The 25,075-nt window shown below is 58.1% G+C and carries 24 protein-coding genes and 1 pseudogene; 12 read left to right on the top strand and 13 right to left on the bottom strand.

Annotated elements, in window-relative coordinates; translation table 11 throughout:
- Positions 1-33: 33 nt before the first annotated feature.
- Positions 34-372 (bottom strand): hypothetical protein, encoded by a 339-nt coding sequence (locus C1N59_RS03575; protein ID WP_394550330.1) that lies wholly within the window; start codon positions 370-372, stop codon positions 34-36.
- 52 nt (positions 373-424) lie between these two features.
- Here C1N59_RS03575 and C1N59_RS03570 point away from each other — a divergent pair, with 52 nt between their 5' ends.
- The 5 genes from C1N59_RS03570 to C1N59_RS03550 are packed head-to-tail and all read left to right on the top strand — an operon-like array spanning position 425 to position 5,679.
- On the top strand, positions 425-991 hold the full coding sequence (locus tag C1N59_RS03570) for a spore coat protein U domain-containing protein (protein WP_006118158.1): 567 nt from the start codon (positions 425-427) through the stop codon (positions 989-991).
- A gap of 24 nt (positions 992-1,015) precedes the next feature.
- The gene (locus C1N59_RS03565) at positions 1,016-1,537 is read left to right on the top strand and encodes a Csu type fimbrial protein (protein ID WP_006118159.1); all 522 of its coding nucleotides are present in this window, start codon (positions 1,016-1,018) and stop codon (positions 1,535-1,537) included.
- Positions 1,538-1,555: 18 nt separating this feature from the next.
- Positions 1,556-2,254 (top strand): fimbrial biogenesis chaperone, encoded by a 699-nt coding sequence (locus C1N59_RS03560; protein ID WP_006118160.1) that lies wholly within the window; start codon positions 1,556-1,558, stop codon positions 2,252-2,254.
- A 6-nt stretch (positions 2,255-2,260) separates the two neighbouring features.
- Positions 2,261-4,708, top strand: coding sequence for a fimbria/pilus outer membrane usher protein (locus C1N59_RS03555; protein ID WP_394550329.1), 2,448 nt, complete (start codon positions 2,261-2,263; stop codon positions 4,706-4,708).
- Positions 4,705-5,679: a Csu type fimbrial protein gene (locus C1N59_RS03550; protein WP_033739775.1), complete on the top strand. Its 975-nt coding sequence runs from the start codon at positions 4,705-4,707 to the stop codon at positions 5,677-5,679. The genes C1N59_RS03555 and C1N59_RS03550 overlap by 4 nt, the downstream gene beginning before the upstream one ends.
- Here C1N59_RS03550 and C1N59_RS03545 read toward each other — a convergent pair.
- The 3 genes from C1N59_RS03545 to exbB all read right to left on the bottom strand — a co-directional run bounded on the left by C1N59_RS03545 (position 5,676) and on the right by exbB (position 8,467).
- Complete coding sequence (locus tag C1N59_RS03545; RefSeq protein WP_006118162.1) at positions 5,676-6,998, bottom strand: MFS transporter; 1,323 nt, start codon at positions 6,996-6,998, stop codon at positions 5,676-5,678. The genes C1N59_RS03550 and C1N59_RS03545 overlap by 4 nt on opposite strands.
- 315 nt (positions 6,999-7,313) lie before the next feature.
- Entirely contained in the window at positions 7,314-7,736 is a 423-nt protein-coding gene (gene exbD / locus C1N59_RS03540; protein WP_006118163.1) for a TonB system transport protein ExbD, read from the bottom strand.
- A 5-nt stretch (positions 7,737-7,741) separates the two neighbouring features.
- Complete coding sequence (gene exbB, locus C1N59_RS03535) at positions 7,742-8,467, bottom strand: tol-pal system-associated acyl-CoA thioesterase (RefSeq protein ID WP_199227862.1); 726 nt, start codon at positions 8,465-8,467, stop codon at positions 7,742-7,744.
- A gap of 695 nt (positions 8,468-9,162) precedes the next feature.
- On the opposite strand from exbB, the gene C1N59_RS03530 reads away from it, so the two are divergent.
- Positions 9,163-9,678: a hypothetical protein gene (locus C1N59_RS03530; protein WP_226375065.1), complete on the top strand. Its 516-nt coding sequence runs from the start codon at positions 9,163-9,165 to the stop codon at positions 9,676-9,678.
- 15 nt (positions 9,679-9,693) lie between these two features.
- Here C1N59_RS03530 and C1N59_RS03525 read toward each other — a convergent pair whose 3' ends face one another.
- Together C1N59_RS03525 and C1N59_RS03520 are read right to left on the bottom strand one after the other, a co-directional pair.
- Positions 9,694-11,070 carry an MFS transporter gene (locus C1N59_RS03525; protein ID WP_039342179.1) on the bottom strand — a complete coding sequence of 459 codons (1,377 nt, stop codon included), beginning with the start codon at positions 11,068-11,070 and terminating at the stop codon, positions 9,694-9,696.
- A 279-nt stretch (positions 11,071-11,349) separates the two neighbouring features.
- Positions 11,350-13,242: a bifunctional sugar phosphate isomerase/epimerase/4-hydroxyphenylpyruvate dioxygenase family protein gene (locus tag C1N59_RS03520; RefSeq protein WP_394550328.1), complete on the bottom strand. Its 1,893-nt coding sequence runs from the start codon at positions 13,240-13,242 to the stop codon at positions 11,350-11,352.
- Between the two features lie 233 nt (positions 13,243-13,475).
- On the opposite strand from C1N59_RS03520, the gene pcaH reads away from it, so the two are divergent.
- The 3 genes from pcaH to C1N59_RS03505 are packed head-to-tail and all read left to right on the top strand — an operon-like array spanning position 13,476 to position 15,826.
- Positions 13,476-14,216 carry a protocatechuate 3,4-dioxygenase subunit beta gene (gene pcaH, locus C1N59_RS03515; protein ID WP_033739780.1) on the top strand — a complete coding sequence of 247 codons (741 nt, stop codon included), beginning with the start codon at positions 13,476-13,478 and terminating at the stop codon, positions 14,214-14,216.
- Positions 14,213-14,833, top strand: coding sequence for a protocatechuate 3,4-dioxygenase subunit alpha (gene pcaG / locus C1N59_RS03510; protein ID WP_033739781.1), 621 nt, complete (start codon positions 14,213-14,215; stop codon positions 14,831-14,833). Before pcaH ends, pcaG begins: the two co-directional genes overlap by 4 nt.
- Before the next feature lie 60 nt (positions 14,834-14,893).
- Entirely contained in the window at positions 14,894-15,826 is a 933-nt protein-coding gene (locus C1N59_RS03505) for a LysR substrate-binding domain-containing protein (RefSeq protein WP_033739783.1), read from the top strand.
- 9 nt (positions 15,827-15,835) lie between these two features.
- On the opposite strand, the gene pcaC is transcribed toward C1N59_RS03505, so the two are convergent.
- From pcaC to C1N59_RS03475, 6 genes and pseudogenes are all read right to left on the bottom strand, one after another.
- Positions 15,836-16,222, bottom strand: coding sequence for a 4-carboxymuconolactone decarboxylase (gene pcaC, locus C1N59_RS03500; protein ID WP_394550780.1), 387 nt, complete (start codon positions 16,220-16,222; stop codon positions 15,836-15,838).
- Positions 16,223-16,978: pseudogene (gene pcaD / locus C1N59_RS03495) on the bottom strand (3-oxoadipate enol-lactonase); the annotation flags it as partial.
- Entirely contained in the window at positions 16,975-18,315 is a 1,341-nt protein-coding gene (locus C1N59_RS03490; RefSeq protein WP_205952298.1) for a 3-carboxy-cis,cis-muconate cycloisomerase, read from the bottom strand. The pseudogene pcaD and the gene C1N59_RS03490, both read right to left, overlap by 4 nt.
- 3 nt (positions 18,316-18,318) lie before the next feature.
- Positions 18,319-19,521 carry a 3-oxoadipyl-CoA thiolase gene (gene pcaF / locus C1N59_RS03485; protein ID WP_039342167.1) on the bottom strand — a complete coding sequence of 401 codons (1,203 nt, stop codon included), beginning with the start codon at positions 19,519-19,521 and terminating at the stop codon, positions 18,319-18,321.
- A gap of 10 nt (positions 19,522-19,531) precedes the next feature.
- A complete protein-coding gene (locus C1N59_RS03480; protein WP_033739788.1) occupies positions 19,532-20,188 on the bottom strand; it encodes a 3-oxoacid CoA-transferase subunit B in 657 nt (218 codons plus the stop codon).
- 10 nt (positions 20,189-20,198) lie between these two features.
- Positions 20,199-20,888, bottom strand: coding sequence for a 3-oxoacid CoA-transferase subunit A (locus C1N59_RS03475; protein ID WP_054633141.1), 690 nt, complete (start codon positions 20,886-20,888; stop codon positions 20,199-20,201).
- Between the two features lie 186 nt (positions 20,889-21,074).
- On the opposite strand from C1N59_RS03475, the gene C1N59_RS03470 reads away from it, so the two are divergent.
- From C1N59_RS03470 to C1N59_RS03460, 3 genes are all read left to right on the top strand, one after another.
- Positions 21,075-21,881 (top strand): IclR family transcriptional regulator domain-containing protein, encoded by an 807-nt coding sequence (locus C1N59_RS03470; RefSeq protein ID WP_325992491.1) that lies wholly within the window; start codon positions 21,075-21,077, stop codon positions 21,879-21,881.
- A gap of 78 nt (positions 21,882-21,959) precedes the next feature.
- Positions 21,960-23,150, top strand: a complete 1,191-nt coding sequence (gene metC / locus C1N59_RS03465; protein ID WP_394550327.1) for a cystathionine beta-lyase — start codon at positions 21,960-21,962, stop codon at positions 23,148-23,150.
- Between the two features lie 218 nt (positions 23,151-23,368).
- Entirely contained in the window at positions 23,369-24,028 is a 660-nt protein-coding gene (locus C1N59_RS03460; RefSeq protein ID WP_006118175.1) for a DedA family protein, read from the top strand.
- An 11-nt stretch (positions 24,029-24,039) separates the two neighbouring features.
- Here the strand turns inward: C1N59_RS03460 and C1N59_RS03455 are convergent, their stop codons facing one another.
- Positions 24,040-24,948 carry an AraC family transcriptional regulator gene (locus C1N59_RS03455; RefSeq protein ID WP_033739797.1) on the bottom strand — a complete coding sequence of 303 codons (909 nt, stop codon included), beginning with the start codon at positions 24,946-24,948 and terminating at the stop codon, positions 24,040-24,042.
- Positions 24,949-25,075 lie beyond the last annotated feature (127 nt).

Genomic DNA, 25,075 nt, shown 5'->3' with positions numbered 1-25,075 from the left:
ACGACCTTTACCGCACGGGCAGACAGCAGCTATTCAAAGATAGCGCATCTGCCGCTTTTCAGCCTCACATCCCGCATGCGCTTCTTTCTCATACCAAACTGACGGAGACATAACAGCGACACCACAGCCAGGCAAAACAGTTCTGCGGCTCTGCGTCTTCAGCCCGTGATCGCCTGTCGATTCGCCGTTGCGGCAGGCAATGTAACAAAATAATAAAAAATTTATCGATGAGTTTCGCCACTTTGCCTGCGCTGATGTATAGTAAAAAAAACTAATATAAATCAGCACCCCTTTTTTCTGGGGCACTGGAGAGAGTGACGGCAGGTTGCTGTTATCTGGCGATTTAATGTTATTTTTTCGAGGTTTTTGCATTATACCATCAGGTGAAAAAGCACTGACCCTAAATAATCAGTAAGGAATGGTTATGAAATTCAAGCTTTTTCTGTTAGCTGCCGGTGTTGCTACCACCCTGCCGTCCGCGACGTTTGCTGCCACTACCACGGGTGCAATTAACGCTACGCTAACATTAACCACGGGATGTCTGGTGAACGGCCAGTCGGCCACCTCTGGCGTCAATTTCGGTTCGTTGAACTTCGGTAGCAGCGCAGCCACCTTTGGTACGTTGAACGCTACGCTGGTCGGCGCGGCGGGTAACGGCATTTATGTGCGCTGTACGACCGGCCAAACGTTTAACGTTCAGGTGACCAGCAGTAACGCAGCACCGGGAACCGTCTACGGTACCGTTTCTTCTGCGCCACGCTATCTGGTGCTGGGCGCCGATAATACTCAAGGCATCGCTTATACCCTCTACAGCGATGCGTCCTTCACGACCGCCATCGCCAACAACACGAATATTGCGCCCAGCGGGACGACCGATCCGACCCTCGGCACCAATTACGCGATCTATGGACGTGTGGTAGGCGGCGGATTTAATCCGGTGATCCCGGCCGGGACTTATACCGACACGATTAACGTTGCCGTGAACTATTAAGTGCCTGTGTTGGCGTAGATGCAGATGACGGTAAGACGGTCACCTGTTTCGTTCACCGCTGGCGGGTTGCTGCTGATCGTGTGTATGAATGGGTGGAGCATTACGACCAGCTCCACAACATTCCAGGTTTCAGCGTCAATCGTGGCAGGTTGCGTGATCTCCGGCACCAATACGGGGATCTTCGGCACGCTCAATTTTGGCACCCAGTCGGGGCTGGCCAGTAGCAGCGTCAGCGCCAGCTATGTACAAAGTTCCACGATTAACCTGGCCTGCACGCCGGGTACGACGCTGAGCATGACCATCAACGGCGGCAGCAATTACACCACGGCCCGTAACCTGAAGCTGGCGAACAATACCAACACGATTCCTTATTACCTCTACAGCAATGCTGCACACACCACGCCGATTCCGGTGAACACAGCCGTGCCATTGAGTTACAGCAACGCGAACAACATTACGTTACCTATTTACGGCTTGCTGCAATTACCCGGTCCGACAAGCGCCGGGGTTTATTCTGACACCCTCAGCGTCACGCTGACCTGGTGATGAAAAAGGAGCTTTACCATGCCATCCCTGCGTGCCCTGTTTTTTCTGTTCGCTTTTCTGGTGTTGCCTCAGGCTCAGGGTGCAAATTCCGTAATGATTTGGCCCATCGATCCGGCCATCGATCCGGAAGATAAGGCCAGTGAACTGTGGCTGGAAAACCGAGGCAATACTACCACGCTGATGCAGGTGCGCATTTTTGCCTGGCAGCAAACGAACAACCAGGAGCAGTATCAGACCCAGCAGCAGATTGTTGCCAGTCCCCCGTTAGTGCGCATTGAACCGGGGCAAAAGCAACTGGTCCGTCTGATTAAACAGATCCCACCTGCCGCAGGACAGGAGATGGCCTATCGCGTTGTGCTGGATGAAATCCCCACGCCACGTGCCGTTGGCGATAATCAGGCCGGGCTCAATTTTCAGATGCGCTATTCGGTGCCGCTCTTTGTCTATGGCAACGGTCTGGTGCGCGACAATGCAAAACCCGCCCTGAGCTGGCGTCAGGTGAATGCGGGCGGTAAGCGCTACCTGGAACTGACGAATCGCGGTAACGGCCATGCCCGACTCAGCAATGTCACCATTGGTGGCCAGCGGCTCGGCAACGGCCTCTATGGTTATGTGCTGGCGAACAGCACACAGCGCTTTCCGCTCAGATCCGCCGTCAGCGGTGAACTGCGCGCAGAGACCAACACCGGACAGTGGCGCAGCGCCGCGGCGCAGTAAATCGCAATGAAGCCGTATTCCCCGCATCCCGTTGCGCTCGCCATTGCGAGTCTGTGTTGTCTGGTGCCCACGTTTGTGTGGGCAGAAACGTTTACGTCGCTTCCGCCGCCGCCGCCCGTTGACAACGGGGCCACGGGCCAGCGCTATATGCTGGAGTTGGTGGTGAATCAGCTGTCACGTGGCGATATTGTGCCCGTGGAGCAACAAAACGGCCACTTCCTGGTGCGGGCAGGCGACTTACAACGCGCGGGGATCCCGGCGGAGAAGATTCAGGGGCAACAGCAGGTCGATGTGAATCAGCTTGCCGGGGTCAACGTGGAGTACGACGATCGCCGTCAGCGCCTGTTGCTGACCGTGCCGCCAGGCTGGCTGCCTGAACAGACCATTGGTGAGGAAAGGAACGGGTCGCGCTTCCCCGGACGCGTGAGTACCGGGGCGCTGTTCAATTACGATCTCTATGCCACGCGCACCGATGTGGCAGGCACGCGTCTGGCCGCCTTTAATGAGCTGCGCGTGTTTGGTCCCGCCGGGCACTTCTCCAGCAATGGCGTTTTACAGCAGCAGATGGAAGGACAGAATCGCTACCAGAATGACGGCTACATTCGCTACGACACCTGGTGGAGCAATGAAGATGAAAACGCCATCCTGAGCTGGCGGGTGGGGGACCTGACTACCGATGCGCTGTCATGGAGCAGCAGCGTGCGGCTTGGCGGCATCCAGATTGCCCGCGACTTTAGCGTGCGGCCGGATCTGATCACCTATCCCTTGCCTGCCTTTTTTGGCCAGGCGGCGGTGCCGTCAACGGTGGATCTGTTTGTCAATGGCTACCGCTCTACTCAGGCAAATGTCCAGCCTGGCCCCTGGTCGCTCACTAACGTGCCTTTCGTTAACGGTGCCGGTGACGCCGTGATTACAACAACGGATGCGGTGGGTCGTCAGGTCGTCACGACGCTGCCGTTCTATGTGTCCAGTAACTTGCTCAAGCCAGGCCTGTCTGACTACGCCTTTTCAGCCGGTGCGCTTCGGCAAAATTACGGCATCAAAAACGCCGATTACGGTGCGGCCGCGATGAGCGGCTCGTGGCGCTATGGCCTGACAGACTGGCTCACACTGGAAAGCCATGGTGAAGGGAGCCGCGATTTGGCCATGGGCGGCGCAGGTGCCCTGTTTAAAGTCGGCAGTTGGGGCGTGATCAACGGCGCCGCCGCACAGAGCCACCTGGACAGCGAGTCGGGCAATCAGTACAGCTGGGGTTATCAATACAACACCAGCCGTTTCAGCCTGGGCACTCAGCATACGGTGCGCAGCGCGGGCTTTGGCAACCTGGCGTTGGTGAGTAGCCAGAGCAACGCCCTCTATGCAGATAACCGCTACAGCCTGGCACGGCGCACAGCGCAGTACACCGCCAGCGTGTCGCTCAATCGCTATGGCAGTCTGGGCGCGGCCTGGATCGACATTGCCAGCGGCGATAACCAGCGTACCCGCCTGTGGAACCTCTCCTGGAGTAAAAATTTGTGGGGCAATGCCAGCCTGTATGTCTCCGCCAGCCGCGACAGAGAGCAGGGAGAATGGAGCGGCGCAGTCTCGCTGGTGATTCCGTTTGGTGAAAACAGTAATGCTTCCCTGAGCGTCGAACGCGATCAACAGGGTCAACAAAGCCAGCGGGCGTATTTATCCCGCGCCATGCCCAGCGATGGCGGATTCGCCTGGGATGCCTCCTGGGCGAACCAGGGCGGCAACAGTGGCGACTATCGCCAGGGCAGTCTGCGTTACCGCAATAACAAGATCGATACCTCTGCCGGCTTCTACGGCGATGACGACAACCTCACCCAGTGGGCCGATGTGTCCGGCTCGGTGGTGTTAATGGACAGCCAGGTGTTTGCCGCTAACACCATTAACGATGCGTTTGTGGTGGTGAAAACCCATTACCCTGACGTGAATGTGCGCTATGAAAATCAGTCGATGGGACGCACCGACCGCCAGGGCTATCTGCTGGTGCCGTCGATCAGCAGCTACTATCCCGCTAAATACGACATCGATACGCTCGATCTGCCCGCCGATATGACGGTGCCCAACGTCGAGCAGCGCTTTGCCGTTAAACGGCAAAGTGGGTTTTTGCTGAACTTCCCGGTCGAGCGGTTGCGCGCCGCCAGCGTGATACTGCATGACGGTCAGGATAAGCCGCTGCCCGTGTCCAGCCAGGTGATTCGGCCGGGACGGGCTACGGGCTATGTGGGTTGGGACGGTATTGTCTGGATGGAAGAACTGGGTGCCACCAATCCCATCCGCGTGATCGCCCCTGATGGCCGCGCCTGCGAAACGATCCTGACGTTGCCTGGCGGTCAGCCGCAGGCACTCAAAACGTATGGCCCGCTTACCTGCCCGTTGCCGCCGCTCCCCAGAGGCGCATCCGTGCCTAATCCCGATAACGCCACTGCCGGAATCACCCCATGAAAACGCTAATGTTGCTGCTTTGCCTGCTGCTGTTACCCTCGCTGAGTTACGCCGCCTGTGCCCTGCCCGCCTCCAGCGCCAGCTTTGGCAGTGTGACCACCTTTGTGGCTAACACCACGGTCAGTAGCACCTCGACCAATGCTGACGTCAACTGCGGGGCCGGCAGCGCGCTGTCGCTGCTGAGCAATAACCAGATCACCTTTCAGCTGACCAGCGCCAGCAACGCCAATGGGACGCGCGGCATCCTCAAACGGAGCGGCGATACCGGCAGCGACAACATTCCGGTGCGGTTATGTACCGACAGCGCCTGTGCCAGTGAGCTCACCATTGGCGGACCTGCGTTTGTCTACAACTCCGCCACCTTAATCAACCTGGCGGGATTGCTGGGTAGTCTCAACTTTGCCATTCCGGTCTATTTGCGCACCCTCACCGGGCAAACCGTGGCCGCCGGGACCTACACGGTGACGCTGAATATGACGGTCACCTACAACATCTGTACCAGCGTTTCGGCTGTTGGCCTGTGTCTCACACCGCAAACCGGCAGCGGCGTCATTCCCATTACTGTTACCGTGGTGCTCAGCAACGACTGTACCGCCATCACTGCGCCCAATATCAGCTTTGGCAGCGCACCGCTGGTCGCCAGTTTTGGCAGCGTGTCACAAACCATCAATGTCCTGTGCAGTAAAGGAAGCACCTATACAGTGGGGTTAAGCAACGGCAATAACGCGGTAAGCAGCGTACGTAATATGGCGAGTGGGACGAACCAACTGAGTTACGAGATTTATAAAGGAACGACCAGTAATCGCTGGGGACCGAGTGGCACGGAACGGGTAAGCAGCACGGCGGCGGATACCGTCAGTACCGATGGGCTGACGCGCAGCTACAACTACACTGCGCGTGTCCTCACCACCCAAAATACGCCGCCTGCAGGGAATTATACCGACAGCGTCGTGGTGGATATCGCGTTTTAGAGCGGCGCGCTGACGGGGGTTCCGCTATGCCGGGCGCGATACTGTTTCACCATGCGGCCAATCAGTAATGTCCCGATTAATCCACAAATGGCCGCAAAGGTCAGCCACGCGCCGGGCATCGCCTTATCGCCGCTGGCGTGGATCAGATAGCTGGAAACGGCGGGCGTGAAGCCACCGAACAGCGCCGTGGCCAGGCTGTAAGCCAGCGAGAAACCGGCGGCACGCACCTCAGCGGGCATAATTTCTGCCAGATAAACCACCATCGCGCCGTTGTAGCTGGCGTACAGGAAGGAGAGCCAGAGCTCCGCCGCCAGCAGGTGGCCGAAGCTCGGCGCGCCAACCATCCAGTGCAGCACAGGCCAGGCGGTGGCAATCATCAATACCGTAAACGTCAGCAGCAGCGGACGACGACCTACGCGGTCAGACAGCGCGCCCATCACCGGGAGCCAGAACAGGTTGGAAATCCCCACAAACAGCGTCACCATAAAGGCCTGTTTGTCACTCATCATTAATACGGTCTTGCCGAAGGTTGGCGTGAACGCGGTGATCATGTAAAACATCACCGTGGTGGTCACCACCATCAGCATACCGGCCAGCACCAGTGCCCAATTGCTGGCGACGGAACGCATAATGTCGGTCATTGATGGATGGTGTTTACGCTGACTAAAGGCTTCGGTCTCTTCCAGCATGCGACGAATATAGAACAGGAAAGGGACGATCAGGCAGCCCACGACAAACGGAATACGCCAGCCCCATTCGGTCACCTCATCATGTGAGAGCAGATGATTCAGCCCCAGCCCCAGCAGAGCCGCGAAGATCACCGCGATTTGCTGGCTACCGGACTGCCAGCTGACAAAGAACCCTTTACGCCCTTTCGGTGCCACTTCGGCCAGATAAACCGAAACGCCGCCCAGTTCTACCCCGGCAGAAAAACCCTGCAATAAGCGACCAAGTAAAATGAGTATCGGTGCGGCGGCACCCAGGGTGGCATAACCCGGGACCAGTGCGATAGTCAGCGTGCCTAACGCCATCAGCCCAAGCGTTAACAGCAGTCCTTTACGACGGCCATGATGGTCAATGTACGCTCCCAGAATAATCGCCCCCAGAGGACGCATCAGAAAGCCGGCACCGAAGGTCATCAGTGTCAGCATTAACGAGGAGAAGGGATCGTCTCCGGGGAAAAAGGTTTTGGAAATGGCCGTGGCGTAGTAGCCAAACACCATAAAATCGTACATTTCAAGGAAATTACCGCTGGTAACATTGAAAATGGTTCTGGCCGCACCTTTTGGCGGCTTTTGTAAAGTTTCACTTTGGCTCATAACTGCTTCCTTGGTTTTTTATCCCTTTTAGCCTGCCAGAGGTGAGATTAATGTGACCTCCATCACCATTGCACTTTACAAACTCTCTGGTTTAAGTAACAAGAAATTAACAGAAGGGTTACAGTAGCGTAACTGCCTGCTCGGCGCAGGATTTGCCAGACAAGATGTGGCAAAAATTCAGGCATAAAAAAAGCGCGTCGGGCTGAACGCGCTGTCTTACAAAACAAGGGATAAACGGATGAAGGAGAAACAGGCGAAACGCACTCAATGCAAGGCTGTGCAGGACGGGTTTAGCCTGCGCACATCAACGACGCGTTATTTTTTTACCGTCTCCATCCCCATCAGGCCGATCTTGAGATAACCCGCCGTGCGCAGTTCATCCATCACGCTCATCAGGGTTTCATAATCGACCGATTTGTCGGCCTGGAAGAAAATGGTGGTATCTTTGTTGCCTTGCGTCTGCTGCATCAACACGTTGATAAGCGCGTCCTTGTTCACCTGATCGTTACCTACGTAAAGCTGCTTATCGGCTTTAATCGAGAGATAGACCGGTTTTTCCGGACGCGGTTGCGGCGCACTGGTGGACGCGGGCAGATTCACACGCACATCCACCGTTGCCAGGGGCGCAGCCACCATAAAGATAATCAGCAGTACCAGCATCACGTCGATAAACGGCGTGACGTTGATTTCATGCATTTCACCATCGGTTTCTGAGCTGTCGTTAAATCGCATTGCCATAACGCTTACCCCAGACGCAGTTTTTGCGCGGCGGCAGGACGGCTGACCTCAGGCTGAGCCAGGTTTCCCAGGTCGATATCGCGACTTTGCAGCAGCATGACCTGCGCGGCAACGTCGCCTAAGGAGGCTTTGTAATTAGCGATCATACGGGCAAACACGTTATAAATCACAACCGCCGGAATCGCCGCGACTAAACCAATGGCCGTCGCCAGCAGCGCTTCGGCGATACCCGGTGCCACGACCGCCAGGTTAGTCGTCTGGGTTTTGGCAATACCGATAAAGCTGTTCATGATGCCCCAGACGGTACCAAACAGGCCGACGAAGGGCGCCACCGAGCCAATCGTGGCCAGGAAGCCATTCCCGCGCCCCGCATGACGGCAGAATGCCGCAACCCGACGCTCAAGACGAAACGCAGTGCGTTCTTTAATGCCGCCGGTTTCTTCCACGCCTGCGGACAGGTCCAGCTCGTTTTGCGCATCATGTAACAGCACCGCGCTGTGGCTGGCCGCATGGAAGCTCTGGGCCGCGCGCGCGGCATCATTGAGACTGCGGGCTTCGCCTAATGCCAGCTGTTCACGCTTCAGGCGACGTCTGGCGGCGCTCAGCTCAGCGTACTTCCCGAAGAAAATGGCCCAGGTCACGACTGAGGCCAGTAACAGACCGATCATGACAACCTTCACCACAATATCGGCATGCTGATACATGCCCCACACGGAAAGGTCCGCTTGCATTAAATCACTGGCTACCACGCTGCTTCTCCAACTTCATATACAGGATGCGGAATAAGGGCAAATGATAGCAAAAATCAATCGAATTGATAGTGGTTCTCATTAGTATTTACAATCAAATAGCTGGACATCGCTGGAAGAAGGGATAACGCGTAGCCGTATCTGTTGCACCGTGTTGCCTGTATCCGGACAGTATGCAACGTAGCGATGAGGGCGGTCAGAAACTGCCTGGTCGATGGCTGATGCGCATGGAGAGTGAGTTGATCCGCAGCCCGCCCTGCTGAGCACGCTAACCGCAGACGCAGGGAAAGTGTTTTGTGGCGTTTAATAAGCCATCGGGCGTCATAATGGCGCGAGAAAAATAATTTTATCCGGTCCAGCATCAATCTGAATTTTCATTGTCAGATAAGCCAGCACGTAAAACATTGAGGCCGCCAGTCAGGGTTTGCCTGTTGTAAGTGGCCGTTGCGCAAACATAATGAAAACAGCCGATGAGTAACCTCTTTATCGCCAGCCTGATGACGTTTTTTCGTCGAATAAAGCAGCAGGGCCGCTGTGCTTCACATAACAGGATCGCTGCCTGCAATCGCCACGCTGATCGGCAATCCGTCCGGGCCCATGCGGAAGATGCGTCACTGAGTGCCGGCGCGCGCCGGTCCTCTTTGGTATCTGTACCAGGCGCTGAGGACTCGCCACAAATGCCGGGACGCCCAGCCTCTCTCTGGCTGTCGCGCGTCTTCCTGCTTATCTCACTGCTGTTGCCGGGATCGGGCATGGTTTCACCCTGTTCAGGGGCGTGCTATGCCGCGACGAACACCTTGATTACGTTACACTTCTTCAGGCGCTGCTATGAATCGGGCAAGCCCTCATCCGGTATGGTGAAGTGTTTCAGTCGTCAGCTCCGCACGGTCGCGCTCATTCGCTTTATTCATGCTTCACGCAATGCGGCACCGCCGGGCAAACTGAAGCGTTTTCACTATGCGCATCACGCCGGTAAAAAGTCCGTCCGGCCGCCATTCCGTGCAGACAGCGGGGAAGCGCCAACACCGGTAAGTACGTCAACCTCCCCCCTGTTCCAGCCTGATACCTTACTGCGTCAGCGCCCTGCGCAACCGCTGCCGCCCTGCCTGAGTCAGGCAGACAACGCGGCACAGCAAAATCTGTTTGTGCCGCAACGGGACATGGACGCGGGCTTACTGCCCTGTCTGCATTGACGGCGGCTGGGCAGGTTAATGGATATCCCCCGGGCTGACGCCCCAGCGGGAGACGGTGCCGCTGTCCGCGCGCTGGCGCTGCTGATAGCGTCCTTTCGCCGCAATCATTGCCACCGTCAGCAAGGCCGGAATCGCTAATACCGCGAAAATCGTGGTAACGCCCCATCCCAGCGCCAGCATTTCCGCGCCCGCCAGCGCACTCAGGATTGCGCCAACGCGCCCGACGCCGTGCATCCAGCTGGAACCGGTTGCCCGCGCCTCGGTGGGATAAAAGCTGGCCGACAGGGCATTCATTCCGGTGTTCGCGCCACCAATGCAAAAGCCTATCATCAGTGCGCAGCCGCCAAGCAACACCGGATGCGTCATCGACAGCCCCATACAAACAGTAAACAGTCCACCCGCACCGTAAATCAGCGATAAGGCACGATGCGATTCAATACGATCCATCAGCCAGCCGGAAAACAGAGAACCGCATGTGCCGCCAGCCTGGAACAGGGCCGTAATAACCGCTGCCTGAACCACGCTAAAACCGTTGTCTTTAATCAGCATCGGCAGCCAGCTGCCCAGGGTGTAAAACAGAAACAGTGCGGTGAAATAGGCGCCCCACAGCATCAGGCTGCCGAAGCGGTAGGTGTCATTGAGGACGACTTTAACAGGTTGCGCGTGAGCCCGACTGACCGGGGGCAACGCCAGCGTACACTGTTGCAGATCCAGATCCGGGGCCAGTTTCGCCAGGATACGGTGAATTTTTTGGCTGGCCGCGCGCCTGACCACCAGAAAGCAGACCGACTCCGGCAGCGCCCAAAGCAGTAACGGCACAAACAGGATCGGCAGGATGCCGCCCAGCAACAGCACAGCATGCCAGCCAAAGTGCGGCATCAGCCAGGAGGCGGCGAAACCGCCCAGTGCCGCGCCAAAAGTAAAGCCACAAAAAACGACGGTGATAAGAAAGGCGCGCCGTCTGGCCGGGGCAAACTCTGCCACCAGCGTCCCCACATTCGGCATCGCCGCGCCTAAACCCAGGCCGGTGAGAAAGCGAAACAGGACCATCTGTTCCATATTTTGCGAGAAGGCGGTGATCAGCGTCCACGCGCCAAAAAAGAACACGCTGTTAATGATGACCACTTTTCGGCCCAGCTTATCGGACAGCGGACCCGAGAGCATCGCCCCCAGCGCCAGTCCCACCAGCGCCGCGCTGATAATCAGCCCCAGTTCGCGATTCGTGATCCCCCAGTCTGCTTTTAATTCAGGGGCAATAAACCCCATGATGGCGATATCGAACCCATCAAGCGCGATGATGCAGAAGCCGAACAGCACCACCATCTTTTGCCACATTCCCAGCGGGCGGCTGTCGATTAACGCCCGAACATCAATTGCTTTGCTTTCCGCCACGGTGACTCTCCGGTGAAATAAGTAATGTGCAGTTACTATATGCAGGCGCTGCAGGGCAAGAAATGGCGATAATCGAAATTTTGTGCGTTTATCGCGCAACCTGCGCCCGTGCGGGCAGCTGAAATGCGTTAATGGCTTGTTAAAAATAAGGAATTTTCTGGAAAGTCTGTCTGGACTGTCCGGTGAGGATTGTGAGCGTGATCGGCGTGATGCCAGCAAAGGGAAAGAGAGAAAACGCGGGATTGGGGTAACGGGGCCAGTCAGCCTGGCCCCTGTGTATTACCGCATGGCGGTCAGCCGTACCGGCGCGTTTGCCGCACCGAAGCCGTGATAGCGACGCCGCCGCTCCAGTAGTTCAAAGAAAAAGCGCCCTTTTTCATAGGGTTCCGTATAGACGTGAAGCAGCTCTCCGCCCTGTTCATCGCTATCATACATCACGTCAAAGCGCTGTAACTGCGCCAGAAAATCCGGGTCGAGGTCAAAGCGCGCCAGCAGATCCTGATAATAGTTAGCGGGGATGCGCAAGGTTTTCAGGCCGCGTTCGCGAGCGGCTTTTACTGCGCTGAACAGATCGTCGCAACCAAACGCCACGTGCTGTAATCCCGCCCCCTGGTAGGTCGTCAACGCACGGGCGATCTGCGTTTCCCGGCTGACTGACATATTCAACGGCAGACGGATAGCATCATTCGGGCTGCGTAAAACGCGGCTGCGCACCAGCCCAAGCGGATCAGGCAGTTCCCATTCGGTATCCTGAACAAAGCCCGGTACGCTGCGCAGGAACATAATCCAGTTGTCGCGCGCTTCATCCGGCAACGCGATCGCCAGATGATCCAGGGTCTGCATCGCAGGCTGAGGCGCGCTGCGATGCGTTAAATTGAAATCACTGTGGTAACCGTCCTGACCGGCGGGCTCGTCTTCCACCAGATAAATCAGGCTGCCATCCGGCGCGCATAAAGCCGGTATCTGACGTTCATTTGGGCCGGTTTCGCCCTGCCAGATAGCGTAGCCATAATCCTGCGCCCGCTGAATCAGGTTCTCCACGCCGCGTACGCGCCAGGCCACTGCACAGAGGGAAATACCATGCTGATGGTAGTAACCGCTGGCCTGGCTGTCGGGCTGCGCATTCAGAATGACGTTGACCTTGCCGTTGCGATAAAGCGAAACCTGTTTCGAACGGTGCTCGCCCGCGTGCACCAGGCCAAGCTGCGTGAGCCACTGCCCTAACGCCAGCGCATCGTTATGGCTGACGGCAAATTCAATAAACTCCAGTGCCAGCAGCGGCGGCTGAGGCGCTGAGTGAAATAATTCTTCTCCCGCCAGTGAAGCCAGCGCGCTGGGCAGCAGCGGTTGTCTGACCAGCCAGTCGCGGGTTTGCTCCTCCAGCCACAACAGCGATCGGTAGCCGTCCTGCGCCGTCGGCACTACCGGTGAAGCGCGGAATCCGTCGTTAAAAATCTCCAGCGACCAGGCATCGCGATAGCCATGTGCTGACAGCTGCGTCATAAACTGCGTCAGATTCAGTTCCCCCTGGCCGGGGAAGCAGCGGAAGTGACGGCTCCAGGAAAGCACGTCCATTTTCAGCAGCGGCGCATCTGCCAGTTGCACGAACACTATTTTTTCGGGCGGCACGATGTCCAGGCCGTCAAGGCTGTCGCCGCGAGATAAAATATGAAAACTGTCGAGCACAATGCCAAAGGAGGGATGGTCCACCGCTTCCACGCGGGCCCAGGCATCACGCCACAGGCTGACATGTCGGCCCCAGGCCAGCGCCTCATAACCGAGGGTAATACCGTACTGCGCGGCCAGCTCCGCCAGCGCACGCAGATCGCTGACCTGGGTGTTGAAATCATCGCTGCAGTCGGGTGACACATTACTGCATACCAGCATCCGCTGACAGCCCAGTTGCGTCATCACCTCAAACTTGCGCGCCGCACGGGCCAGATTTTGTGCCAGCCTGTCACGCGGGCCGCCTTCGAAGTCACGGAAGGGCTGGAACAGTAAAATTTCCAGGCCCAGCTCTTCGCACAACTGGCGAATCTCCACGGGTGAGCCGGGATAATAGACTAAATCGTTATCGAAAATTTCGACACCATCAAAGCCGGCGGCGGCGATTGCGCGCAGCTTTTCCGGCAGCGTGCCCGATACCGAGACCGTTGCGACAGAACGTTTCATTATTGCCTCCTGATAAACGGTCACAGGGTGACCTTAAAGCAGCCAGTCAGCAGCGAGGCGTTCTGCTAACGGAGATTGGCAATTGTTATGAACCAGATGGAACATTTCGTCAATGTGACAGGTCATGATTTTTGGTTATGAGTACAGCTACGTTTTTTCACTTTTCTTTTACAAGTTACGCTTCCTACACTCGTTCCTCTGTACGCGAAAAACAAAACAATAAGGATGCCTGGATGAAAAATGACTGGCCCGCCCGTGAACTGGTACACCGTGATTACCGCCATCACCCGCCGGCGCTTGCGCCGTTGTACAAAACCAGCATACTGCGCTCGCCGCGCAATGCGCTGATTTCGCTGCAAAATTCCTTATCGGAAATCACCGCACCGGTGTTCACCCGTCAGGAGCTGGGCCCCCGGGACAGCGATCTGATTCTTAATTATGCGAAGGACGGCCTGCCGATTGGCGAGCGCATCATTGTGCATGGTTACGTGCGCGATGCGTTTGGTCAGCCGGTGCGGAATGCCCTGGTTGAGGTATGGCAGGCCAATGCTGGCGGTCGCTATCGTCATAAAAAAGATCAGTATCTGGCCCCCATCGATCCGAATTTTGGCGGCTGTGGTCGCATGCTGACCGACGACAATGGCTACTACTGCTTTCGGACCATTAAGCCCGGCCCCTATCCCTGGCGTAACCAGGTCAGCGACTGGCGTCCAGCCCATATTCATTTTTCCCTTTCTGGCGAAGCCTTTGCTCAGCGCTTGATTACGCAGATGTATTTTGAGGGCGATCCGCTGGTAGGACGCTGTCCTATCCTGCAGTCGGTAGGCAGCGAAGAAGCCGTCCGCACCCTGATTGCAGAGCTGGATACGCATTCGGCGATTCCCCTGGACTGTCTGGCCTATCGCTTTGATCTGGTATTGCGGGGTCACCGCGCAACCTGGTTCGAAAACCGCACTCAGGGAGCCGCATCATGAAAAACTATCTGCCTGAAACGGCCTCACAAACTGCCGGCCCTTACGTGCACATTGGCCTGGCACCGCATGCCGCAGGCTTTGATATCTTTGAACATAATTTCAGCGAGGTGCTCACGCAGCCGGAAACGCGCGGTGAGCGCATTACCGTTGAAGGCTGTGTTTACGATGGTTCTGGCACGCCGGTGCGCGATGTGCTGATTGAAGTGTGGCAGGCCAATGCCGCCGGGCGCTACCAGCATCCCGCTGACCAGCAGCACGACAAGCCGCTGGATCCGGCGTTTCGCGGCTGGGGGCGCACCTGCTCCGATTTTGACAGCGGCATCTGGCGTTTTGAAACCATCAAGCCCGGCAGCGTGACCGGCCGCGACGGACGTCCCATGGCGCCGCACCTCAACTTATGGATTGTGGCACGAGGTATCAATATCGGCCTGAACACCCGCCTCTATTTTGCCGATGAACAGGCGGCAAATGCCCGGGATCCGGTGCTGAATCTGATTGAGTGGGAGAAGCGGCGCAACACCCTGCTGGCACACCGTGAACAACGCGGCAGCGAAACGGTTTACCGTTTCGATATCGTTCTGCAGGGCGAAAACGAAACCGTATTTTTTGATGTCTGACGCTTAACAATCTCGCTACATTGTCCTTGCCGCTGCGGCGGCAAATTCTTACCATGAGCCATGGATAGTGTTTCCCGGTTCAGTCAGCGCGTGCGCCTGCGTCATCTTCACGCTTTTGTTGCCACCGCGCAGCAAGGGACGCTGGGCCGTGCCGCCCGCCAACTGGGTATTACTCAGCCCGCCTTATCGAAAACCCTCAGCGAACTGGAATACCTGACCGGTGAACAACTGCTGGTGCGCAGCCGCCAGGGAACAGCGCTGACCGCCAGCGGGACGCGCTTTCTGCATGACGCCATTCGCATCCTGGATGCACTTACGCTGGTCGATCAGGTCATGCGTCCGGACAGCGCGCCACATCTCGCGCCTCTGCATATCGGTGCCTTGCCGACCGCCATCGGCAGCGTGGTTGCGCCGGTGCTGGCCAGCCTGCAGCAGCACTATCCGGGCTGGCGTATACAGGTCACTACGCTTTCGAACGACGCGCTGCTGATGGCGATAAAGTCGGGGCAAATGACGCTGGGAATCGGACGGATGGCGGAACCGGTTCTGATGGACGGTCTGAACTTTGAACTGTTGTATCTGGAAACACTGCGTCTGGTCGTGGCCCCGCACCACCCCTTGCTGCATGCGGGCGTGACCCTGGCAGAAGCGCTCAGTTGGCCGTTGATCCTTTCGCCACGCGGCACCGTACCGCGTCAAAATGCGGAATCGCTGATGACCAGCCATGGGCTGACCCTGCCCGAAGGCGCGGTAGAAACCCTGTCAACGACGCTGGCGCGGCGGCTGACGCAAAACCACGGTTACGTCTGGCTGGTGCCCTACGGCGCGGTGCGCGACGACTTAACGAGTAATCAGCTTCGGGCTCTGCCGCTGCCGAACCAGGGCATGGCCGAAGCGGTGGGCATCCTGACCCGTCAGCAGCATACACCGCCCCCTGAACAACAACATCTGGTGGCGGCATTGCGTCAGCGGGTGCTGGATGTCCCGGTCTGACGCCGCGATTTAACGGGCACTATCCCGCTCGTCGAAAATGCTTTGCGCCAGGTGGAACGCCGCGTTCGCCGCAGGCAGGCCACAATACAGCGCGGCATGCATCAGTACCTCTTTGATCTCATCCCGACTGACCCCGTTATTGAATGCGGCCCGCAGATGCATTTTCAGTTCGGCTTCACGGTTAAGCGCAATCAGCATACCGATGGTGATCAGGCTGCGCGTGTGGCGCGACAATCCGGGCCGGGTCCAGATCTCTCCCCAGGCGTAACGACTGATGAAGTGTTGAAATTCGTCGTTCAGAGGGGACAGATTCTCCAAAGTGCGCTCCACATGCGCGTCACCGAGTACCGCGCGGCGCAGCGTCATTCCCTGCTGATAACGCTGCTGCTGCGTCAGTTGCGCGTCAATAAACGGCTGCAGGGCACGATTAAACGCCAGCCACACCTCCACACTGGAAAGATGCGACGCAGGCAACACCACCAGCTGCGCGCCGTGGATGTGCGCCACCATGGCTTCTGCGTCGGCCACCGTCGTCACGGCATCGTCCCGCCCCGCAATGACCAGCACAGGAAGATGAATGGCCGCCAGTTCGTGACGTAAATCTGCGGCAGCCAGCGCATCGCAGCAGTCCGCATAACTTTCTGCATCACAGGCACGCAGTTGCGTGAGCAACGCCTGCACGGTGGCGGGTGCCCGTTCGCTGAACACCGGCGTAAACCAGCGTGCGGTGGCCCCGTCAGCAATCGCCGCCATACCGTACTGACGCACCTGCGCTGCGCGCTGCTGCCAGGCCGCAGACTCACCGATCTTCGCGGCGCTGTTGGCGACCGTGAGCGTGATCAGGCGATGAGGATGGAAACGGGCCAGCCAGAGCCCGGTCAGCCCGCCCATCGAAATGCCGCAAAAATGCACCCTGTCGATAGCCAGCTTATCCAGCAGCGACAGCACCGCCCTCCCCAGCTGTTCCAGCGAACTGGTTTGTCCGTTCGGTGCCGAGGCACCGTGCCCCGGGACATCGTAACGCAGAATGCGATAATGACCGATCAGCGCATCGCGCTGGGGCTGCCACATGTCTGCCTCCGTTCCTAAGGAGTTGCTGAATAACACCACCGGAGCATCGTCTGGTCCCTCAAGGATGTAATGAAGTGTCATGATTCCCTCGCCGCCGCTAAAACCTGTTGAATAAAGCGCGCCGCACTGCCCGTGGCATTGGCCGGGTCGAGCAGTGCCTCCAGCGTTGAATGACTCAGGCGCGTTCTGACCGTTTCATCCGCGCTCAGTACGGACAACAAACTCTGCTGTGTGTCCAGCGCCCGGCGGCAGCACTGCTCAATATGATGGTGCGCCTGCTGGCGTCCCATCTCGTTCGCCAGCGCCAGCGTGACCGCTTCCGCCATAATTAATCCCTGCGTCAGGCCAAGGTTACGTTGCATGGCATCTTCATGCACCTCCAGCCCGTCGATCAGTTCCGTGCTGTGGGCCAGCGCCGCGCCGCTCAGTACAATCAGCTGCGGCAGGCTCTGCCACTCGGCCTGCCAGCCACCCAGCGCACGCTCGTGTTCCTGCACCATCCCGGCATACAGACCGGACATCAGCGCCGGTACCCGATTGGCCGCGCTGAGAATGGCGGCGCACAGTACCGGGTTACGTTTATGCGGCATGGTTGAGGAGCCGCCCCGCCCTGCCGCCTGAGGTTCGCTGATCTCCCCTACCTCGCTCTGCATCAGCAGCGACATATCCCGCGCCAGCTTGCCCAGCGTCCCGGTCAGGCCGGCATACCAGCCTGCCAGCTCGGTAAGCCTGTCGCGCTGAGCATGCCAGGGCGTGGCGCTACGCGGCAAATTCAGCGCCTCGGACAGTGCCTGCTCGACCTGCTCGCCTTTATCGCCCAGCGAGGCCAGCGTGCCTGCCGCCCCGCCAAACTGCAGCGCCAGTACCCGCGTCTGCATCGCCCTGAGGCGTTGTCGATCGCGTACCAGGGCGTCCAGCGTGCCTGCCAGCTTCAGCCCAAGGGTAACGGGCAAGGCATGTTGCAACCACGTGCGTCCGACCATCAGCGTTTTGCTGTGCCGTTCGCACTGCGCGCTCAGCACGGCAATCAGCCGATCCAGCAGCGTAGCCGTACCGCTGAGCGCCGCGCGCAGTTGCAGCATCAGTCCGCTGTCGATTGCGTCCTGGCTGGTTGCGCCCCAGTGGACATAGCGCGCCGCCTCGGGCGATCGGGCAGCCACCAAAGCGGTCAATTGTTTGACGAGGGGAATCGCCAGGTTGCCGGCCAGCCCTGCGGCCTGGGTCAGCGCAGCGGCATCGATCGCGTCGGCACGGCAGCAGTCCTGAATGATCTGCGCAGATTCGCGGTCCATCAGCCCCGCACTGGCAAGCGCCTGTGCCAGGCCAGCTTCAAAATCAAGCATCCCCTGCAGCAGCGCCGTATCGCTGAAGCCCTCACTGAGAGGAGAAGCCATAAACATGGCGCGGTAAAGAGACATTGATTATACCCGTTCCAGAATAAGTGCGATTCCCTGCCCGACACCGACGCACATGGTGCAGAGTGCGTAACGTCCTCCGGTGCGCCGCAGGTGATAGGCCGCGGTCATGGTCAGCCTGCCACCGGATGCGCCGAGCGGATGGCCCAGCGCTATTGCGCCGCCGTTAGGGTTCACCTGCGCGGCATCGTCGGCCAGCCCGAGCGCCCGCGTCACGGCCAGCGCCTGGGCAGCAAACGCTTCATTTAATTCGATTACGTCCATTTGTGCCAGCGTCAGGCCACTCTGGGCCAGCACTTTGCGTACCGCAGGTACGGGACCATAACCCATGATACGCGGTTCAACGCCGCAGGCAGCCATCGCGACCACACGCACCAGCGGCGTGAGGCCGTGGGCGGCAACCGCGTTTTCACTGGCGAGTAATAAGGCGCAGGCCCCGTCATTGATGCCCGAGGCGTTGCCTGCCGTCACGCTGCCGTCCGGCGTCACGACGCCTTTTAATCCCGCCAGCGCCGCCAGGGAGGTACTGCGCGGATGCTCATCGCAGGCAACAGTGATAGCTTCCCCTTTGCGCTGCGGGAGAGTGACGGTCATCAGCTCGTCACTGAACAGTCCCATCTCCTGCGCACGCGCGGTACGAAGCTGGCTGCGTAACGCAAAGGCATCCTGATCGGCGCGGCTGATAGCAAAATCGCGTGCCACGTTTTCCGCCGTTTCCGGCATGGTTTCAACGCCAAAGCGGGCGCGCATCTGCGGGTTGATGAAACGCCATCCCATGGTGGTGTCTTCCATTTTCAGGCTGCGACTAAACGCGCTTTCTGCTTTTCCGGTCACGAAGGGCGCGCGCGACATACTCTCTACGCCGCCTGCGATCATGACCTCGGCTTCGCCGCATTTTATTGCCCTGGCCGCCATGCCGATGGCATCCAGCCCAGAACCGCAAAGACGATTGATCGTCGTGCCGGGCACGCTGGACGGCAGCCCGGCCAGTAACAGGGCCATACGCGCCACGTTACGATTGTCTTCGCCTGCCTGATTGGCGCAGCCATAGATCACATCATCGATCGCCTGCGCGACAGAAGCAGGCTGACGGGCAAGCAGCGCCGCCAGCGGTAAGGCCGCCAAATCGTCTGCCCGAATTCCCGCGAGCGCGCCGCCATAACGGCCAAATGGAGTGCGGAGCGCATCACAAATAAAAGCCTGTTGCATTCGCGATTCCTCAGGCGGTGGTCGCCAGTTCAGGTTGCAGTAAACGCACCGGCGTGACCGCCTGGAGCGCCTCGAAACTCAGTCCGGGGCAGCACTCGACCACCAGCGGACCGTCCGGCGTAATATCAATCACGGCCATATCCGTATAGATCCGGCTGACGCACCCCAGCCCGGTGAGCGGATAGCTGCACTGCTTCACCAGCTTGCATTCCCCTTTTTTCGTCAGGTAGTCCATCATCACGTAAACCTTGCGCGCGCCAATGGCGAGATCCATGGCGCCGCCGACAGCAGGAATTGCATCCTGCGCACCGGTACTCCAGTTCGCCAGATCGCCGCTAACGGATACCTGGTACGCGCCCATGACGCAGATATCCAGATGCCCGCCACGCATCATGGCAAAGGAGTCGCCATGATGGAAAAAGCAGCCGCCCGGCAGCAGGGTTACCAGCTCTTTTCCGGCATTGATCAGCTCCGGATCGGCGTCTTCCGGCGCAGGCGCTGGCCCCATGCCGAGCAGTCCGTTTTCGCTGTGCAGAAAGATTTCTTTGTCCGCAGGCAGATAGTTCGCAATGCGGGTCGGCAGGCCAATCCCCAGGTTAACGTAAGCCCCTTCCGGAATATCGCGCGCCACGCGCTGTGCCAGTTGGTCACGGGTGAGTTTTTGCATTGCCGACTCCTCAGGCTGAAACGGTCAGGGTAACGGGATGGGGAACGCACACCAGGCGCTGGACAAAAATGCCCGGCGTGACGACGTTTTCAGGATCGAGCTGGCCCAGCGGCACCAGCTCTGCTACCTGGGCAATGGTCGTGGTGGCGGCCATCGCCATCACGGGGCCAAAATTCCGCGCCGCTTTGCGGTACACCAGGTTGCCCCAGCGGTCGCCCTGATGGGCTTTGATAAGCGCGAAATCGGCTTTGAGCGGTTTTTCGAACACGTAATGGCGGCCATCGATTTCCCGCGTTTCCTTGCCTTCCGCCAGCGGCGTGCCAAAGGCGGTGGGGGTGAAAATGCCGCCTAAACCGCTGCCTGCGGCCTGCATCCTGGCGGCAAGGTTGCCCTGCGGCACCAGCTCCAGTTCAATCTCTCCACGACGATAGCGCTCATCGAACACCCAGGAGTCAACCTGGCGCGGAAATGAACAAATCATTTTATCAACGCGGCCTGCCTTAAGCAGCGCGGCCAGGCCGCTGTCACCGTTGCCAGCGTTATTGCTGATCACCGTCAGCCCGCGAGCGCCGCTTTCGATCAACGCATCGATCAGTTCCAGCGGCTGACCGGCAGGTCCAAATCCGCCAATCATGATGCTGGCCCCGTCCGGGATGACCGCCACGGCCTCTGCCAGTGTTGCCACACTTTTATTGATCATTAGCTGTTCCTTTAGCCCGGCATCAGCCGGTTAGTAGTGAATAGCCAAAAAGTAGATCGCTCTGTGAGTGCAAACAATACCGATTATCGAAATAGTGTGCGATTATCGGTCACTGGCAAAACCAAATGGCACAATGTGATCGTTCGCACAGTTGCAGGACGATCCTGTTAATCTCGGGAGAAAAGCATGATGGATGACGATCAGACGCTGCGCGGCAGCAGCGATCCCTGGAAAGGGGATCCGAACTTTATGGCTTCACTGGCGCGTGGGCTGGAGGTCTTGCAGGCATTCACCCCACAGCGACGCGTGATGTCCGTGTCGCAAATCAGTCAGCGCACCGGTATTCCGCGCGCAGCCGTGCGGCGCTGTCTGTACACCCTGAGTAAGCTGGGTTTTGTCTACGCCGAAGATGGTAAAAACTTTGAACTGCGTCCGCGCGTGCTCACTCTGGGTCATAACTGGCTGGGCGCCACGCCGCTCGCCAGCGCCTCACAGCCGGTTTTACGCCAGCTGAGCCAGACGCTGAACGAGTCCTGCTCAATGGCGGTGCTGGACGGAGATGACATTCTCTATATCGCCCGCGCGTCCGCGTCGCGCATCATGACGATCGACCTGCATATCGGCAGTCGTCTGCCCGCCAGTACCACCTCCATGGGCAGAGTGCTGCTGAGCGGGCTTGCCGCTGAGCCATTGAACGACTATCTGGCGCGGCTGACCCAGCTGCGTTATACCAGCCACACGCTGGTCAGCAGCAGCGCGCTGCGTGAAGAACTGGCCCGCGTCCGGCAGCAGGGTTACGCCATTAACGATCAGGAACTGGAAATCGGTCTGCGTTCGCTTGCCGTGCCGCTTTGTGGCGCGGACGGACGCATCGTGGCCGCTCTGAACGTCGGCGTCCATGCCGGACAGGTTTCTGCGGATACGCTGCGTCAACACCATTTGCCGCTACTGCAGGAGGCCGCACGGGAAATCTCCCTGTTGCTGCGCGAATAATCTGTGTTGCCCCTCAACGTCATCGCCGAATTCGTGCTAACGTGAAGGCTCAGGTGCAAGCGGCAAGGCAGGGAGTTCATGACCACAAAAAAAATTGATACCACACTCGTCAGCGCAGGACGCGATAAACGTTACACCCAGGGTTCGGTGAATGCGGTCATTCAGCGAGCCTCGTCGCTGGTTTTCGATACCGTTGCGGAAAAAAAACGCGCGACCGCAGGGCGGGCAAAGGGCGAACTGTTTTATGGTCGTCGTGGCACGCTGACCCACTTTGCCTTGCAGGACGCCATGACAGAGCTGGAAGGCGGCGCGGGCTGTGTGCTGTATCCTTGCGGCGCCGCAGCGGTCTCTAACGCTATTCTGGCGTTTGTTGAAGCAGGCGATCATGTGCTGATGAGCGGCGCGGTGTATGAACCAACCCAGGATTTCTGCACCAAAATCCTTGCTAAACTTCAGGTCTCCACCACCTGGTTTGATCACGGCATCGGCGATGCGATCGCCACCCTGATTCAGCCCAACACGCGCGTGGTGTTCCTGGAGTCGCCCGCCTCCATCACGATGGAAGTGCAGGACGTCCCCGCCATTGTGGCGGCGGTGCGCGCAAAAGCACCGGACGCGATTATTATGATTGACAACACCTGGGCGGCGGGCGTGCTGTTTCGTCCTCTTGCGCTGGGCGTGGATATTTCGATTCAGGCTGGCACCAAATACCTGATTGGTCACAGCGATGCCATGATTGGGACCGCCGTCGCCAATGCCCGCTGCTGGGAGCAACTGCGCGAGAACAGCTACCTGATGGGGCAGATGGTGGATGCCGATACCGCCTACATGGCCAGCCGGGGATTACGTACGCTGGGCGTACGTCTGCGGCAGCATGAAGAAAGTGCACTTCAGGTCGCAGAATGGCTGGCCGCCCGCCCGGAGGTCGCCAGAGTGAATCATCCGGCGCTGCCCGCATGCCCCGGTCACGCCTTCTGGCAACGCGACTTCAGCGGCAGCAGCGGATTATTTTCGTTTGTGCTGAAGGAAAAACTGAGCCGCGAGCAGTTAGCGATGTATCTTGATCATTTTCAGCACTTTAGCATGGCGTACTCATGGGGCGGTTATGAGTCGCTGATTTTAGCCAGTCAACCCGAAGAGCTGGCGGCTATTCGCCCGGCGGGCGGCGTTGATTTCAGCGGTACGCTGGTACGGCTGCACATCGGTCTGGAACATGTGGATGATTTACTGGTTGATCTTGAAGCGGGTTTTACACGCCTGACGCGCTAAAAGAGTAAACCTGATATAAACCAGATACAGACCCGTGTGATATATCGACAGGCCACAGCCAGATAGATGTTAAAATTCTCTTAATATAAAAGTGTTCAGCGAGCAGAAGAACCCCCGCAGGTTAAGGTTGTCGCCCACTCTGGGGCAGGCGACAACCAAGAGGTCAGGCCGATCTGAACACTATAATTCAGCATGATTGTGACGTAATGGGATAGCTAATGGGTGTTTTACATGAGATTGTGCACGCGCTTTGGCATCAAGACTTCGCCGCGCTGGCCAATCCGGAAGTGGTATGGATCGTCTACAGCGTGATGTTTATGACGCTATTCCTGGAAAATGGTTTACTGCCCGCCTCTTTTCTGCCCGGCGACAGTCTGCTGCTGCTGGCTGGCGCGATGGTAGCCAAAGGCGTGATGGATTTTTTCCCCACGCTTTTGATCCTGACCACCGCCGCCAGTCTGGGCTGCTGGCTCAGTTACCTGCAAGGCCGCTGGCTGGGTAATACCCGACTGGTTAAGAGCTGGCTGATGCAGCTTCCGGCACAATATCACCAACGCGCATGGAATATGTTTAATCGTCATGGCCTGATGGCGCTGCTGGTGGGACGTTTTCTGGCCTTTATTCGTACCATTTTGCCAACAATGGCGGGCATTTCCGGCCTGAAGAACAGCCGTTTTCAGCTGTTTAACTGGCTGAGCGGTCTGCTGTGGGTGGGCATTGTGGTGACGCTGGGTTACGGCATCAGCCAGGTGCCGTTTATCAAACGGCACGAAGATCAGGTGATGGCTGTCCTGATGGTATTACCGATGGTGCTGCTGGTCGTCGGGCTGGTTGGCAGCATCGTGGTTATCTGGAAAAAACGTCGTCAAAGAGCCTGATCACGCGTGCGTCAGGCGGGCGGTTCGGCCACCGTCTGACGCACCCGATTCACTTCCTCACCCGGCGTCACGCCAAAGTAGCGCTTAAACTCCCGCGAAAACTGCGACGGACTCTCATAACCGACGCGCACCGCCGCGACGCTGGCTTTCAGGCCGTCCTGCAGCATCAGTAAACGCGCCTGATGCAGGCGATACCGCTTGAGATACTGCAGCGGCGACGTCTGCGTCACCGCTTTGAAATTATGATGAAACGCTGAGACACTCATATTCACCTCTGCCGCCAGCGTGTCCACGCTGAGGTTGTCGGCATAGTGATTCTCTATACGGCGCAGTGCCCGGGCAATCTGGCTGAACTGCGTCTGACGACTCACCAGTGACAGCAGTGCCCCCCCAATCGGGCCGGTCAGCACATAGTAAAGAATTTCCCGCACAATCTGTGGCCCCAGCACCCTTGCATCACGAGGCTGGGTCATCACATCCAGCAGGCGTTCTGCCGCACACAGCATTGGCTCCGTGAGAAAGGCAGAGTGAATGCCCGAGGTCAACGGCTGAGGCTGAAACCCTTCGTCATCACCGATGTCCATGAGCAAATCCTGCAGGCTGGCCGTATCCACGCGCAGGCACATCCCGGCCAGAGGCTGCTCGGGTGACGCCCAGGTTTCACATTCGACCGGGAGCGGCACGGTGAGCATCAGGTATTTTGTGGCGTCGTATTGAAAAACCGTACTGCCCAGATAACCGGTTTTGCTGCCTTGAAACAAAATGACAATGCCGGGCTGATACATGATGGGCTCACGCGGTCGGTGCTGCCCCGCATAAATCAGTGAGACATTTTCCACCGGACACAGCTGTTCGCGTCCGTTCGTCATCAGCGTGACCACCTGTTGAGCCAGCCGCTGACACAGTAAGTCGTGGGGCATCATCACTCCTGAAAATTAAAAGCGCAGTTTGCCGCGCGCCTGGTTAAATCGCCAGCAAAATGGAGAATCAGGCAAGAAGTTTACAGGATCAGGCAGGGTTATCCTCGCCTGTTCGCAGGCAGCCTGA

The organism is Pantoea sp. SGAir0183 (assembly GCF_043545505.1).
The sequence above is the reverse complement of the archived record's forward strand: the minus strand, read 5'-3'. Positions and strand labels throughout refer to the sequence as shown.